The following is a 14,258-nucleotide window of genomic DNA, read 5'->3' as shown; positions in this document are numbered from 1 at the left end:
AAAAAATGTTTAAGATGAACAAAAATCGACTTGTTATCATTGAAACGCAAGATGTTTACCGCGTAAACATCTTGCTTACCAGCTAGTTAAGTGCTTTTCTGTGCGTCATTTAGTGAGACTTGTGGAGTTCCACGATTGGCGCATAAAAACATTGGGAATTTTTGAATATTTTGGTATACCTCAAAAACGCAAAAACCCCGTTTAAAGCGTTTAAACGGGGTTTTTGAATGTTTTGACATCATGTCCTGCAGAGAGAGAGGGACATGAAACCCTCCTATATCTAACTGAAAATCAATATCTTACAATCACATGAAAAAGTCTGCTCACCGAATTGCTCACCTTGATTTCCTGGGCTGCAACTGCTCTCAAATTTAATGATGATTTGATCAAATGGCAAACCATTTTGGCACCAAAAATCTCTAGATTTCAGCAGTCTCGTTTGCCTGGGAGAGGTCAATTGATTACCTCTCCTTTGCCGTCCAGTATTTGAATGATGGGTTCATTTTGTTTATTGATAAAGATCCGGATTCGTGGCCTGCCTTGTGAATCCTGCAAAAATAGCCCCACTTCTTCTGCCTTGTTCTTCCCTACGAACATCCTTTCCGTTCCAAGTCGTCCTTGTTGTGTCAGATTTGCAATGCCGCGCTCGTAGGAGGTCTGGTTGTTAAGCATTTTCAACGAGTCCGTATAGGTGATTAGATTTGCAAGGGTAAAATCGTCGTTCCTATCCCATAGTTTGAGGCCGTAGTTCTTGACTGGCTTTCCACCCATATTAGTCTGATTGTATTGTAGCTGCATGAGCTGATCATTTTCATACTGATCAACCGAGAATACCATGTCCGCACCTATCGTATCTCCGGTGTACATCAAACCGCCACACTCATCGCCTTCATCATTGAAAAACACCAATCCGGCTGGGCGGTCGCGTGGCGGCACTATATTTCCTCCAACAATGCCAGGATGCTGCAACCCGCGGTTACTGAGGACCATACGAACTTTACCATTACTTTCGACAATGTTGATACGCTCTGCTGTAATTTCCTTGGACAGGCTACGGTTAATCAGAAATATATTGAGAACAACAAGCACCACAACGGAAGCAGTTAATAATCCGGTGAGCATCTTGTACAGTTTGAGCTGTTCTGTTATTTGTTTCATGTTCTAATGTAAAGTGGTAAAATACAAATGATGAATTAATACCAGTTGGCAAAATAACAATGTAGTAAATCATTTGCCTAGTTTACCGATTTGTATTAAACAAAAGAGAGGAGACAAAGTTGTCACGATTTCCGTCTACGGTTTTGTTTTCACAAGCCCTGTATAGTCTATGCTGAAGCATCATGTCGACATTTACGATTAGTTCATAGCCTCTGGAAAGAAATTCTTTGATCCAAAAAGGAAAGATGAAACATTATAGCCACTGAGTGTAGGTCTTTTGGCGGATTATGAGTTTAAAAAATTTAGGCAAACAGATGCGAAGTGAGAAATAGTTTCATAAAAAGTTTTCTATAAACAGGGAACCGCATGTTTTTTAATGCCACACAAAGGGTAAACTACTTTCGGAGGTATATAAATTTGCGAGAAGATGGATTCACTAAACAAGCGAATTAACGTCCCAGCTTTACGAATATCTGCACTTGTGTTTTACCCGTCTCGTTAAGCATCTGGATTGTGTAAATTCCAGTTGGCAAGGCCGATGTTTCAACCTGGTAAAGCGCTCCGGAGAATTTGACATCTTTGGATAAAAGCATTTTGCCCGATGCATTGTAAATCCGAAATTTCCCAGCTGAGGTTGCACCGCTTGCTTCCACGATGAGCTGATCAGCGACCGGATTGGGGGTATACCGAGAACTCATTGGGCTGGTCAATGTTGACGCTACGGATTGTACTGAACGCAAATAGCTGAGCCTTTACGGGCCAATGGCGGAACAGCGCTCACAATGCTGTAAAGCTCTATACAAGGTCTGGAAATCCTTATCTTAACAAAAAAATAAAATATTTTCAAAAAGATTAGGAATTAAAGACCGATCGGTCTATTTTTGTTCAGTTAATTAAAACAATATGAGCAAGGCAGAACGTACCCGGCAATTTATCATCGAGCAATCAGCACCCATCTTCAATACAAAAGGGCTGGCTGCAACTGCTATGAGCGATGTGATGGAAGTCACCAAAATGGCCAAGGGAGGCCTTTACGGGCACTTTGAAAGTAAAGAAGCGCTTTCACATGCCGTTGTTGATTATAACCTCTCCAAGCTGATATCCAAGGTTGGGCAGGCGGTCGGTGGCGCGCATACTGCAAAGGATAAGCTTTTTGCATTCCTGGACGTTTTTGCTACCCCCATGCAGTTCCCGGTAGAAGGCGGCTGCCCTATGCTCAACTTCGGCACAGAGGCCGACGACACAAATCCAATGATAAAAAAGAAGGTAAGGGAAACAATATTAAGCGCACAAAAGCGGATCGTGGGTATCATTGAAGCGGGGATTGCAAGCGGTGAACTTAAAGCCAGCTTTGATGCCAGGACATTTTCCATCAAAGTAATGACCATGGTCGAAGGCGGCACTTTGATAGGCCGGGTGCTGGAAACCAACAGCCAGATGAAAGTCATCGTGGATATGCTCAAAAAAGAAATCGAAGAAGAAATAACCTAATTTTTTTGTCTATAAATAGACCGATCGGTCTTTAATGCTTTACTAAAAAATCTTTAACCATTAAATCAATTATTATGAAAAAGTTAACCTTAACGATTGCCATTGTATTGATGGCCACATTGTTTGCCCCTGCGCAGACCAACATTAAAACCGGCACCCCAAGCATTGTGATCGTGCACGGTTCATGGTCGGCCGCTTCTGATTGGGACGCGGTATCCGGTAAACTCAGGGCCGATGGAAACCAGGTAACGGTCGTTAACCTGGCAGGGCACGGGACAGACCAGACGCCGGTCACATCCATCAATCTTCAAGGTTATGTGGATGCGGTAAAAAAAGCGATCGGCAACAAAACAGGTGTCGTGCTGGTCGGCCACAGCTTTGGAGGGATCGTGACCAGCCTGGTCGCCGAGCAGATTCCGGCCCAGATTAAAAAGCTGGTTTTTGTAGCAGCTTATGTGCCCCAGAATGGTCAGAGCTTGCTGGCTATTGCCAATACGGATCCTGATAGTTATGTGGGCAAATATTTAAGGCCTGATGAAAAGGCGGGTGTGGCAGGGATCGCAAAAGAAGGGATCGCAGAAACATTCCTGGCCGATGCGCCGAAACCAGTGCAGGATTACGTAAGTGCGCACCTGAGGGCAGAACCATTACTGCCACTGACAGAACCCGCAACCGTCACCCCGGCCAATTTTGGACGCATCCCTAAAACCTATATACATACCTACCAGGACCATGTAAACAGTTTTGCTTTGCAGCAGCAGATGGTCAAAGCGGCGGGTATTACCCGGTTTTATGGGTTACCTTCCAGTCACACCCCATTCGTTTCGATGCCTTCGACGCTCGCAGCCATTATTGGCAACGAAGCACGCTAAGTTGATTTATAAATTTCTTAAACAAAGTATCATGAATACCAACCTTCAATTCAACGGTCAGATCCCGCAGCAATACCAGGATGTACTGACCCCATTCCTGTTCGATGGCTTCTCACAGGACCTGATCAGCAGAATCGATTTTACAAATGTGAGTAATGTGCTGGAACTGGCCAGCGGAACGGGCAGTGTGACAAAATACCTCCTTGAACATTTGCCTATGGACGCCCATCTGATCGTTACTGATCTGGAAGCGGATATGCTTGACATTGCCCGGCAGAAGGTTTATTCCCCCAACCTGTCCTACAATGTGGTGGATATGACCCAAATCCCTTACATCGATGAGCAGTTTGATCTAATTATTTGCCAGTTCGGGCTGATGCTGGTTGCCGACAAACAAAAAGCGCTCAGCGAAATGTACCGGGTCTTGAAGAAAGGCGGAAGGTTGGCCTTCAGCGTCTGGGGCGATATAGAAGCCAACCCGGTATGGGATATCAGCGGGAAAGTGATCGCAAATTTTCTGGGGGCCAATCCGATGCTGCAAGACCCAGGCCCCTTTTCGCTGGCAGACGAAGGCCGCGCCCTTAAACTGCTTGAAAACGCAGGATTTGGAAACAGCAAAGTGCACCGGGTCAGTCAATTGGGCTCTATTGAAACTGCGGTTATGGCAGCCGATGGTTTTATCGAAGGATTGCCTGTGTTTATGGCCATCAGCAAAAAAGACCCCGCCCTGGTACAGGTTATCAAACAGGCATTGGCACCGCAACTATCTGCTGCTCTGGGCGACCGGCCCACCTTGTCCCCTTTGCAGGCGTGGGTATTTGAAACTACAAAATAGAACCCCTAAACATTAATAAAATGGAAAATATAGCATGGTACATCAATGTACTCTTTGGCGCTACCGTAATCTTGTCGATCTGGCTTTTCATGAAAGCAGCCAGATACTCAAAAACTGCCTTATTTCTTATTCTTGGCTGGGCCCTGGTCCAGACTGTGCTCGGGCTTTCCGGTTTTTATGAAAACAGCTCTTCCCTTACTTCAAGGTTTCCACTTCTGGTCGTTTTCCCGTTGATCTTTTTGGGTTCACTTTTTTTTACGACAAAAGGGAAGGCATTCATTGATGGCCTGGACCTGAGATGGCTCACGATTTTCCATATCATCCGTATCCCCGTTGAGATTACCTTGTTATTTCTCTTCCTGGGCAAGGCGATCCCGGAAGCAATGACATTTGAGGGCCGGAATTTTGACATATTCTCAGGCCTGACTGCCCCATTGATTTATTATTTCGCCTTTGTCAAAAAAAATATTGGCAGCACCCTAATGATCATTTGGAACGCTGTCTGCATTTTATTGCTGCTCAGCGTAGTTTCCAGCGCCGTGCTGTCGCTTCCCGAAAGGTACGTTCAGTTCGGATTTGAGCAGCCCAACATTGCCGTTGGGTTCTTTCCCTTCCTTTTACTACCTGCCCTGCTGGTCCCGCTGGCCCTGTTTTCCGGTGCGGCCGCCATCAGGCAGCTGATTGTCAAAAAAACTGTTACACTTTAAATATTTACAAATAATGGAAACCCAATATTTAGTGACCCATATTTCCGTCAAGCTCACCTCTGGATACGAGGCATTTACCCAAGCTTTTGAAAAGGCACTCGGCAGACTCGACCTGCCCGCATTACAGCAGGCAAAACATGATCCGCAAGCCGTAGAAGCAGCAATAAAGGCCATGCAAGGCCAGGAAGGAATGAGCTTGTTTGGCATAGATAACCTTGGGCAGCTAATTAGTCTGACCGGTCCACCGAGAACAGCAAAAAAATATTTCGTTGGCAACTTTCTGCGTGCATCCCAGATCATTAGCGGCGAGATACGGCTCGGGCTTTATGCGCCTTTACGTGTCCTGGTGTATGAAAAAGAAGATAAGACTGCGTATGTCGAATACGAACTGCCATCTTCCCAGTTTTCACGTTTTGGGGACCCACTGATCACCCAATCCGGTATCGGCCTAGATGGAAAACTGGAAAGGCTTATTGCCATGTGTGACCAAACCCAGGCGAATACTGATGAAAAACCATAGCCCTAACCCACACCAAATTTCAGGACGGACCGGGCTTCTGATCAATATCGTAGTGATCGTCCATTTGATGTTTTTCCTGCTGGAAGCGGTACTCTGGATGCAGCCCGCAGTTTATTCACCGTTGATAGTGCTTCTTGACAACCCGGTATCATCCCCATATCCATTGCAGGCGCTGGTTTTAAAAAACCTGTTCATCAACCAGGGGTTTTATAACCTTTTTTTAGTAGGAGCCGGGCTCGCGGGCCAGTGGCTGGTATACAAAGGCAGGTCCTCTGCCGGGCTTGCATTGATCCTTTTCATGTGTTTTGCAGCTACCGGTGCCGGCATTGTCCTGGCCGCCAGTACCAAGGCTTATCTGTTGGCTGCTTTTCAGGCCCTGCCCGCGATCATTACCATTGTCCGGATATATCCGGTTTTTAAGGCTTACAACTAGTAAAATCAAAAATAATCATGGAAAAGAAAGTCTTGGTAACCGGTTCCACCGGCAATACCGGCGGATATGCCGCGCGGTACCTTTTAAAAGCAGGGATTTCCGTCCGGGCCCTGGTACACAACTTAGATGGGCGGTCAGAGGAACTGGCCAGGCTTGGGGCGGAAATTGTGCAGGGGGACCTGTCCGATCTGAATTCGGTTGCCGCCGCAATGAAAGGTATTTCCAGCGCATTTTTTGTCTTTCCGATCACCCGTCCGGGTATCATTGAGGCGACTGCCTATTTTGCCCAGGCGGCAGCAGAAAACCAGGTGGGGCATATCGTGAACCTTTCCCAGTTCGGGGCCCAACGGGATGTCAGAAGTCACGGTGCGCAAAATCACTGGATTGCTGAACGGGTATTTGAACGTTACGGCGTGCCGGTCACCCAAATCCGGCCGACACTTTTTGCCGAATGGTTCCTTTATCAGGCTTCGATGATCAAATCGCAAGGCAAATTCTTTCTTCCCTTTGGGGCTGCCCGCTTTGCGCCGATCGCCACCGAGGATATAGGCCGTGTGGTGGCGGCAGTCCTGGCCAATCCAGCACCTCATGCAGCAAAAAGCTATGAGCTATTTGGGCCGATGATCTTAAACATGGACCAGATCGCTTCCATCTTCTCTGAGCAGCTCAACAGGGAAATAAGCTACGTGCCGGTTGACAAAGACACTTTTGCAGGGATCGTCCAAAATGCAATGAACGCAGGTCCTTATTTTATCCAGCATGTATCTTCCCTGGGACAGGACCTGAATGAAGGCCGGCCAGCCGGGATGAATGACCTGGTAGAAACACTCACAGGGCAACCGCCCTTGGATATGTCCGCCTTTATCCAAAAACACATGCAGGCCTTTGCCTGACAACCACTTTTGTCATGATAGATTATTTCGACGCGTTGTCGGCCTGGAGAAAACTTATTCTGGAGACGACCAGCGAGCTGGAAGAAAGACAGCTCAACCAAATCCCTGCTGGTAGATCCAATAACATCATCTGGAATATGGGGCACCTGGTCACTGTGAGCGAAAATATCCTCTATAAACATGTCCTGGCGCAAAGGCCACAGCACGGCTTTGAGCTCAGCCAATTTGCAAAGGGCACCAGACCAGAACAGTTTATTGATGAGAACCAGATCCTTCTGATCCGCAACGCGCTGCGGGAGACCTTTCCGGCTTTTAAAATGGAACACGGCAGTTTGGTGATTTCCGAGGAAAGGTTACAATTCCTTATGCTGCACGAACACCTGCATTACCAGGCGATCGTGGCGCTTATAAGGCAGCTCACAACAAAATAATAAATAATACAAACAACAAAATTCACAATTATGGAAACCAAGGTATTGATAACAGGTGCCACGGGCGCCACGGGCAAAAACGCCATTGCCAATCTGATTGAAATGGATATCCCGGTAAGGGCACTGGTACACCGAAAAGACGGGCGCTCCGACCTGCTGGCCTCCCAGGGGGCCGAAATTGTTGAAGGCGAGCTATCCGATTTTAAGTCTGTTAGTGCAGCCTTGGAGGGGATAACATCCGCCTATTTTGTCTATCCCATCCAGGTCCCAGGCATTATCGAGGCCACTGCCTACTTTGCTCAGGCGGCTGCCGAGCAGCATGTCGTCCACATCGTCAACATGTCCCAGCGGAGCGCAAGACGGGGTTCACCAAGCCACGCAGCACAAAACCACTGGGTGGCTGAACGTGTATTTGATCACTTCTCCGTCCCAGTGACCCACCTGCGGCCAACCCTTTTTGCTGAATGGCTTTCCTATTTCGCCGAAGATATCAAACACAACAACCGGCTGGTGTCCCCATTTACCAATGCCCAATATGCCCCGATTGCCGGGGAAGATATCGGCAGGGTTATCGCATCAGTACTTGCCCGGCCACAAGAGTATTCAGGAAAGACACTGGAACTATATGGCAACCAGGAGGTTACCCAGAACCGCATTGCCGAGTTGTTATCTGAGAGCCTGGGCCGCAGTATCACATACATGCCTGTGGATATCGAGCATTTTAAGAAGGTGTTGGAAGGCTATCCGCCTTACTTTATACAACATGTCACAGGTATCGTTCAGGAATTCAATACCGGCAATTTTGCAGGGATGAACAGCCATGTTGAAGAGATCACGGGGCGCAGACCATTGACGGTTGGTAGTTACATCCAAAAGAACATCGGGCTTTTTAAGTAATCAGGCTTTATCCCGGCCACATAACCAATAACATGTCCAGCAAGATATCAAAAGCCGGGCGGACCCGGCAGTTTATCATCGAAACAACAGCGCCAATCATCAACAGAAAGGGCTACTTTGGTACATCGCTCAGCGACATTATTACAGCAACCGGCCTAACCAAAGGGTGTATCTATGGCAATTTTGCCCGTAAGGATGCCATCATTTCAGCGGCCTTTGAGTACAATCTTCTGGCGCTGCGCACCGAACTCTCCAAAGGATTAGACGATGGGCTTACCATTACTGAAAAACTGCTCGCATACCCTGTCGGATACATGCGCTATTTTGACAAGCTGATGGAAAATGGTGGTTGCCCGATCCAAAATACCGCCATTGAAGCAGATGACACAAACCCTGGGCTCAGGCGACTCGTCAGCAGCGCGCTTGAACAATGGAAGCAGCAAATCATGGCCCTGGTTGCCTCCGGGATCGATACCAGCGAGTTCAGGACTGACACTGATCCTGAGCAGGTCGCTTTGACGATGATCGCGACAATCGAAGGGGCGGTGATGCTGTCGGGCCTTTCAGGCAAAAGAAGCGAGCTCGGATTGGTGATGGATGCTTTGAGCAAACTAATAAGAAACCTGTCAAAAAATTTTAACCCGTCATAAACCGATCGGTTTATGACGGGTTAAAATTCAATGCGTATATCAATGATAGTTCAACAAATAGAAAGTGTTTTATGGGTTCTTTTAAACGAAACATATTAATCATTACCGTGATCGCCGCAGCAGTCATGGAGCTGATCGACATCTCGATAGTTAACGTGGCACTCTCCCACATGAGCGGTAACCTGGGTGCAACCCTGGAAGATACTTCCTGGGTGATTACTGCCTATGCCATCGCCAATGTGATTATTATCCCGATGACCAGCTTTCTGGTAACCAACCTGGGCCGCCGCAACTATTATATCGGATCGGTTGTCCTGTTTGTGTTCTGCTCGTTCATGTGTGGAAACTCATCTAACATTTGGGAGCTGGTCGCTTTCCGCTTTTTCCAGGGTTTGGGGGGTGGGGCTTTACTTTCTGTTTCCGCAGCCATCGTCTATGAAAATTTCCCAAAAGAGAAACAAGCCACGGCCAGCGCGATATTTGGCTTAGGCATATTTCTGGGGCCTACCATAGGACCTACCCTGGGAGGCTACATTACCGAATTTGCCTCCTGGCCATGGATTTTCTACATCAACGTGCCCATAGGTGTATTGGTAGCCGTCTCTTGCTACGGCCTTTTGACCGAACCTGTCCTGAACGGAATCAAAAGCAAAGTGGATTGGCTTGGAATAGCGCTGCTGGCCGTTGGAATTGGCGCCTTGCAGATCGTCTTGGAACGGGGCCAGACCGAGGACTGGTTTGAAACCAGGTACATCGTGGTGTTAGCCATCCTCGCCGTATTTTCACTACTGGCGTTTGTAGTTTGGGAACTGTCCATCAAATATCCCGTCGTTGACCTCCGGGTACTCAAAAGTAAAGAACTGCTCATTGCCGCCGTGCTGACCTTTGTGACTGGCATTGGCATGTTTACCTCCATCTATCTGACCCCGGTATTGTCCCAGCGCCTGCTTCTATTATCGCCTTCGCAGACAGGGGTCTTGTTGCTCCCGGGTTCACTGGTCGCCCTTTTTGTACTGATCATTTCGGGAAAAATTCTCCAGCGTGGCGTTTCCCCCACGGTAATCGTTTTTCTGGGTTTCGCTTGTTTTATCTATTTCAATTGGATGATGTCACGGATCAATCCGCAGACATCATCCGCCTATATTTCAACCGCGTTAATATTCCGGGCTGCGGGTATGGCCCTGCTCACCGTACCGTTGACGACCCTTGCCATTTCGTCACTTGAAGCAAAGGACATGCCCCAGGGGGCGGCGCTCAATAATATGATGCGGCAGCTTGGTGGTTCATTTGGGATATCGGCCCTGAATACCTATATGGCCAGAAGGATGGCCGTGCACCGTACGGATTTGGTCAGTAACATTTCCGAATACAACCCAATTTCAATGGAAAGGATTTCAACCCTTACCAACGCTTTCAAACTGCGCGGTCTGGGACATCAGGAGGCCTACGTTAAAGCATTGAAGCTTATTGACAATACAGTGCAGAAACAGGCTTTGCTGCTAACCTATATTGATGGCTATCTGTTCATTGGCGCCCTTTTTGTCCTGGCCATACCACTGTTAGCATTGGTTGCAAAAAAAAGAACAGGGCCTGTCGTTATTGCGTCTGCCGATCACTAACCCGCCGGAACGCCGGTTATTTTTATATGTCCTGGCTCAACCAAGTAGTATTTCGGCAATTTTTCTGGCATCCTTTAAGGGCTGCGAATCCTTGTAAGCACTGGCGGCAACGGTTGCTCCCTCCATGAGCAGGAACAGCGTATCCAACAGCATCTCTTTCCCTATAGCTGCTGGCTGAACAGGTGTGACTAGCCCAAGAAGGGCCATGATATACGTTTTGAGCCTGTCTTTTTGATGTTGAACGAGCACAAATGCGTCCAAGTCATCCCCGGATACTTCCGCTCCAATCTTGTTGAAATGGCACCCACCAAATTTTGAACGTAGTTGCCTGTCAATACGGTAATCGAACATGGCCAACAGTTTTTGTTTAGGATCTTCGATTGGTTTAAGAAATTCATCCAACCCCATAAACCAAAGATTTTCCGAGTTTTGAATGTAAGCGGTCAGCAGATCCCTCTTGGACGGGAAATGGTTATACAACGACCCCCTGGCAATCTCTGCCTCCTGGATGATCTGATTGATGCCCGTTGAATTGTAACCCTGTTCATAAAACAGTCTCGACGCTACCTCAAGAATACGCGTTCTTATTACTGATTCTTTCATGGTGCAAAGATATCTAAATAATATATAGACAAGTCTATCTATTTTCTAATCAATACAACTACATTTGCTTTATGAAAAAGGAAACATCCCCGTGGACCTCCCTCATTATTGTCCTGACCGCACCCTTGCTATCGGTGATTGACGTATTCATAGTCAACGTGGCCGTCCCATCTATTAAACAAGGTGTCCAAGCCACCGATGGGGAAATTCAACTGGTCATCGCGGGTTACCTTCTGGGGTATGCTTCTTTTTTGATCACAGGTGGCCGTGCCGGGGATTATTTTGGAAGAAAAAAAATATTTTTTTGGGGAATGCTTGGCTTTACGTTATTCTCTTGCCTTTGTGGCCTGTCCCGCACACCATTTGAATTGAACATAGCCCGCTTCTTCCAAGGGATAAGTTCCTCATTCATGGTACCACAGGCAATTGCATTTATACAGGTACTTTTCACAGACCCAAAAGAGCGTGCAAAGGCAATCGGCTGGTTTGGTATTACGCTGGGTATCGCTTCCATTTTGGGTCAGGTATTGGGAGGGTATTTGTCGGCTGTCCACACCATTATTGACGGGTGGCGCCTGATATTTTTCATTAATTTGCCGATTGGTCTAGCCTCGCTGTGGGCGGCACACCGGTTTTTACCGGAAACAAAGCAACAGGAAAATGGGGGCTTCGATTATTCCGGCATAGCCATTTTAACGGCAGGGCTTTTCTGTCTGATTTACCCATTAGCGCAGGGCCGTGAAGCGGGATGGCCCCTTTGGAGCATGTTGCTGTTATTGGCATCCATTTTGATCCTTGCTTATTTTATTTACGACCAGAAAGCAAAATTGAAAAGGGGCATCAGTCCCTTGATCGATACCGAGCTTTTTTCAAATAAAAATTTCAGCATCGGCTTGATCGCCGTGCTCTTCCAGTTTATGATGCATACCTCCTATCTTCTGACCAGCGCGGTATTTCTCCAAAATGGATTAGGTATATCTTCGGTAAACTCAGGCCTTTATTTTGTACTGCCGGGGCTGCTCTTCACATTGTCTTCCGTTACTTCCTCCAAACTGCTTGCCCAATACGGCAGGCTTGTCCCCCAGATCGGAATCGTGATTACCATCTTTTCATTCTCTCTGCAGATCCTATTTTTTGAAACGCGGGTCAGCGGAAGTGTCATTTTTGTTTTGCTGGGCATTTACGGCTTGGGCAACGGGCTGGTTTTACCTTCCTTATTGAGCCTTGCATTGAGAGGTGTGCCTCAAAGATTTGCGGGCGCAGCGGCTGGTGTTTACAGTACGTTTCAGCAAACGGCATCCGCGCTGGGGATCGGCATCATTGGTGGCATCTTTTATAGCGTGGTAGGCACAGGGCAAGATACCTGGGATTATGGCAGGGCATTTCATTACAGCACCTATGCAAATATTGCCTGCCTGGTATTAACGGGTTTAATGCTCAGTCTGCTGCCAAAAAGTAAAAACGAAACCCGTGAACTGCACCTGGCAGAATAGCAGGTGAAAAATGAATCAATGATTTACGGTAACCTGGCTGCGGGCACAAAAAACGAGGTCGAAAATAAAACATTACCTAATTATATAACTATGGAAAACGTTCTATCAAGTTCTGCTGCCCAACCTGAGTTGAATTCAAGATCGTCAAGGCTGACATCCATTGATGCATTACGTGGGCTGATCATCGTTTTGATGGCCCTGGACCACGTTCGGGATTTCTGGAGTGCTACCCCATATCGTGCAGACGATGTAGCGCAATCTTCTGTAATCTTGTTTTTCACTAGATGGGTCACCCATTTTTGCGCACCCATTTTTGTCTTTCTGACCGGAATAAGCATTTTTCTATATCAACAGAAACAGCCCCAAAAGCAATCGGTCAGCAAATTTTTGCTTATACGAGGTCTATGGATGATATTTCTGGAACTTGCCGTGGTTGGTTTTTTCTGGCAATTCAGTTATGATGTGATTTTCTTACAGGTAATCTGGGTAATTGGATGGTCGATGCTGTGCATGGCTGGTTTGATCTGGCTGCCGAGATGGTTGTTGACTGCACTCGCCATTGCGCTGATAGCAGGCCACCAGCTATTGGTTTACGTGGAACCTGCCCAAATGAGTGCTGATACGCTTGGATGGGTTTTCCTGCACAGGCCTGTACAATTTTTGTCAATAGGTGCCGGGCCACCACCCCTATTTGCTGTTTATCCTTTAATCCCCTGGGTCGCTGTCATGATCAGCGGGTATTTGATTGGCACATTGTTTACAGCTTCCACCACCTATCGTAACAGGAGACTGATCCTGATTGGCGGAATTTTGGTCACCTTCTTTGTAATCCTGCGCGCTATCAACCTGTATGGTGACCCTAAACCCTGGGCTTTTCAGGAAAGAGGCATCATTTATAGCATACTATCATTTATCAGCATCAGCAAATACCCTCCCTCTTTACTTTATGTGTCATTGACATTAGGCATGGCATGCCTATTATTATCTGTCCTGGAAAGTGTGGGCAAGAAATTCACCCGGGTTCTGATTGTTTTCGGGAAGGTGCCACTATTCTTTTACCTGCTGCATATTCCACTTATTAATGCGGGCGCAATGGTATGGACTTACCTTTCATTTGGCCATTCAGTTAACTTCTTTTTTAGCCCTTCTGCATCTTGGCCGGTAACCTACCAACCAAATTTGATCCGACTTTATCTGGTATGGGCAATTTTGATTTTGGGTTTGTATTTTGCTTGTCGCTGGTATGGGGATTATAAACAATCTCATTCGGCTTGGTGGTTGAAATACCTTTGACAGGCATTTGCAAGCCCTTTAGGGTTAAATTAAAAGAAAGTACAAAAAGCGCCACGGGTTTCGCGTAGCAAACTGGCGGGGCGTTGATCTGGTACATTCAAATGTCGGCTTCATCTTTGGAGATATCTTGTGAATAGTCCGGTATGAAGTTTAGCTATTGTGTTTCATTATGTCATTTTGATTCAATGAACTTATTTCAAAAGCCAATAGGTTGATCAAAAATACGGGAATAACGTCTTAGGATTGGATATGCCAAGCTTATGGCAAAGAAAAATTGTACACGGCGGCCGTGACGGTTTTGCTCCTTTCTTTTAATTTAACCCCTTATTGATATTCATACATACATAATGACATAACATTTTA

General features: G+C 46.7%; 16 protein-coding genes. 13 read left to right on the top strand and 3 right to left on the bottom strand.

Features of this window, described 5'->3' with window-relative positions; genetic code table 11:
- Positions 1–453 precede the first annotated feature (453 nt).
- Positions 454–1,158, bottom strand: coding sequence for a hypothetical protein (locus ABIO93_RS06080; protein ID WP_348065491.1), 705 nt, complete (start codon positions 1,156–1,158; stop codon positions 454–456).
- Positions 1,159–1,607: 449 nt separating this feature from the next.
- Entirely contained in the window at positions 1,608–1,856 is a 249-nt protein-coding gene (locus ABIO93_RS06075; RefSeq protein WP_348065489.1) for a T9SS type A sorting domain-containing protein, read from the bottom strand.
- Positions 1,857–2,061: 205 nt separating this feature from the next.
- Here ABIO93_RS06075 and ABIO93_RS06070 point away from each other — a divergent pair, with 205 nt between their 5' ends.
- From ABIO93_RS06070 to ABIO93_RS06020, 11 genes are all read left to right on the top strand, one after another.
- Positions 2,062–2,649 (top strand): TetR/AcrR family transcriptional regulator, encoded by a 588-nt coding sequence (locus ABIO93_RS06070; protein ID WP_348065487.1) that lies wholly within the window; start codon positions 2,062–2,064, stop codon positions 2,647–2,649.
- 74 nt (positions 2,650–2,723) lie between these two features.
- Positions 2,724–3,521 (top strand): alpha/beta fold hydrolase, encoded by a 798-nt coding sequence (locus ABIO93_RS06065; RefSeq protein WP_348065485.1) that lies wholly within the window; start codon positions 2,724–2,726, stop codon positions 3,519–3,521.
- 31 nt (positions 3,522–3,552) lie between these two features.
- Entirely contained in the window at positions 3,553–4,356 is an 804-nt protein-coding gene (locus ABIO93_RS06060; protein ID WP_348065483.1) for a methyltransferase domain-containing protein, read from the top strand.
- A gap of 20 nt (positions 4,357–4,376) precedes the next feature.
- Positions 4,377–5,063: a hypothetical protein gene (locus ABIO93_RS06055; RefSeq protein ID WP_348065481.1), complete on the top strand. Its 687-nt coding sequence runs from the start codon at positions 4,377–4,379 to the stop codon at positions 5,061–5,063.
- Between the two features lie 13 nt (positions 5,064–5,076).
- A complete protein-coding gene (locus tag ABIO93_RS06050; protein ID WP_348065479.1) occupies positions 5,077–5,583 on the top strand; it encodes a DUF302 domain-containing protein in 507 nt (168 codons plus the stop codon).
- A complete protein-coding gene (locus ABIO93_RS06045) occupies positions 5,570–6,016 on the top strand; it encodes a DUF1304 family protein (protein WP_348065476.1) in 447 nt (148 codons plus the stop codon). Before ABIO93_RS06050 ends, ABIO93_RS06045 begins: the two co-directional genes overlap by 14 nt.
- 17 nt (positions 6,017–6,033) lie before the next feature.
- Positions 6,034–6,909, top strand: coding sequence for an NmrA family NAD(P)-binding protein (locus ABIO93_RS06040; RefSeq protein ID WP_348065474.1), 876 nt, complete (start codon positions 6,034–6,036; stop codon positions 6,907–6,909).
- A gap of 14 nt (positions 6,910–6,923) precedes the next feature.
- Positions 6,924–7,340: a DinB family protein gene (locus ABIO93_RS06035; protein ID WP_348065472.1), complete on the top strand. Its 417-nt coding sequence runs from the start codon at positions 6,924–6,926 to the stop codon at positions 7,338–7,340.
- 45 nt (positions 7,341–7,385) lie between these two features.
- The gene (locus tag ABIO93_RS06030; protein WP_348065470.1) at positions 7,386–8,237 is read left to right on the top strand and encodes an NmrA family NAD(P)-binding protein; all 852 of its coding nucleotides are present in this window, start codon (positions 7,386–7,388) and stop codon (positions 8,235–8,237) included.
- A 32-nt stretch (positions 8,238–8,269) separates the two neighbouring features.
- Positions 8,270–8,887: a TetR/AcrR family transcriptional regulator gene (locus ABIO93_RS06025; protein ID WP_348065468.1), complete on the top strand. Its 618-nt coding sequence runs from the start codon at positions 8,270–8,272 to the stop codon at positions 8,885–8,887.
- A gap of 71 nt (positions 8,888–8,958) precedes the next feature.
- Positions 8,959–10,506 (top strand): DHA2 family efflux MFS transporter permease subunit, encoded by a 1,548-nt coding sequence (locus ABIO93_RS06020; protein WP_348065466.1) that lies wholly within the window; start codon positions 8,959–8,961, stop codon positions 10,504–10,506.
- 36 nt (positions 10,507–10,542) lie between these two features.
- On the opposite strand, the gene ABIO93_RS06015 is transcribed toward ABIO93_RS06020, so the two are convergent.
- Positions 10,543–11,109 (bottom strand): TetR/AcrR family transcriptional regulator, encoded by a 567-nt coding sequence (locus ABIO93_RS06015; protein ID WP_348065464.1) that lies wholly within the window; start codon positions 11,107–11,109, stop codon positions 10,543–10,545.
- A 71-nt stretch (positions 11,110–11,180) separates the two neighbouring features.
- Between ABIO93_RS06015 and ABIO93_RS06010 the strand changes: the two genes are divergently transcribed.
- Together ABIO93_RS06010 and ABIO93_RS06005 are read left to right on the top strand one after the other, a co-directional pair.
- Complete coding sequence (locus ABIO93_RS06010; protein WP_348065462.1) at positions 11,181–12,602, top strand: MFS transporter; 1,422 nt, start codon at positions 11,181–11,183, stop codon at positions 12,600–12,602.
- Positions 12,603–12,692: 90 nt separating this feature from the next.
- Positions 12,693–13,895 (top strand): heparan-alpha-glucosaminide N-acetyltransferase domain-containing protein, encoded by a 1,203-nt coding sequence (locus tag ABIO93_RS06005; RefSeq protein WP_348065460.1) that lies wholly within the window; start codon positions 12,693–12,695, stop codon positions 13,893–13,895.
- The last annotated feature ends 363 nt before the right edge of the window (positions 13,896–14,258 follow it).

It is taken from the genome of Dyadobacter sp., from assembly GCF_039919315.1.
Classification (GTDB): Bacteria; Bacteroidota; Bacteroidia; order Cytophagales; family Spirosomataceae; genus Dyadobacter.
The sequence above is the reverse complement of the archived record's forward strand: the minus strand, read 5'-3'. Positions and strand labels throughout refer to the sequence as shown.

Coding starts and splice junctions, on each gene's coding strand:
- ABIO93_RS06080 (WP_348065491.1), bottom strand. CDS start 1,158: ATGAAACAAATAACAGAACAGCTCAAACTGTACAAGATGCTCACCGGA.
- ABIO93_RS06075 (WP_348065489.1), bottom strand. CDS start 1,856: ATGAGTTCTCGGTATACCCCCAATCCGGTCGCTGATCAGCTCATCGTG.
- ABIO93_RS06070 (WP_348065487.1), top strand. CDS start 2,062: ATGAGCAAGGCAGAACGTACCCGGCAATTTATCATCGAGCAATCAGCA.
- ABIO93_RS06065 (WP_348065485.1), top strand. CDS start 2,724: ATGAAAAAGTTAACCTTAACGATTGCCATTGTATTGATGGCCACATTG.
- ABIO93_RS06060 (WP_348065483.1), top strand. CDS start 3,553: ATGAATACCAACCTTCAATTCAACGGTCAGATCCCGCAGCAATACCAG.
- ABIO93_RS06055 (WP_348065481.1), top strand. CDS start 4,377: ATGGAAAATATAGCATGGTACATCAATGTACTCTTTGGCGCTACCGTA.
- ABIO93_RS06050 (WP_348065479.1), top strand. CDS start 5,077: ATGGAAACCCAATATTTAGTGACCCATATTTCCGTCAAGCTCACCTCT.
- ABIO93_RS06045 (WP_348065476.1), top strand. CDS start 5,570: ATGAAAAACCATAGCCCTAACCCACACCAAATTTCAGGACGGACCGGG.
- ABIO93_RS06040 (WP_348065474.1), top strand. CDS start 6,034: ATGGAAAAGAAAGTCTTGGTAACCGGTTCCACCGGCAATACCGGCGGA.
- ABIO93_RS06035 (WP_348065472.1), top strand. CDS start 6,924: ATGATAGATTATTTCGACGCGTTGTCGGCCTGGAGAAAACTTATTCTG.
- ABIO93_RS06025 (WP_348065468.1), top strand. CDS start 8,270: ATGTCCAGCAAGATATCAAAAGCCGGGCGGACCCGGCAGTTTATCATC.
- ABIO93_RS06020 (WP_348065466.1), top strand. CDS start 8,959: ATGGGTTCTTTTAAACGAAACATATTAATCATTACCGTGATCGCCGCA.
- ABIO93_RS06015 (WP_348065464.1), bottom strand. CDS start 11,109: ATGAAAGAATCAGTAATAAGAACGCGTATTCTTGAGGTAGCGTCGAGA.
- ABIO93_RS06010 (WP_348065462.1), top strand. CDS start 11,181: ATGAAAAAGGAAACATCCCCGTGGACCTCCCTCATTATTGTCCTGACC.
- ABIO93_RS06005 (WP_348065460.1), top strand. CDS start 12,693: ATGGAAAACGTTCTATCAAGTTCTGCTGCCCAACCTGAGTTGAATTCA.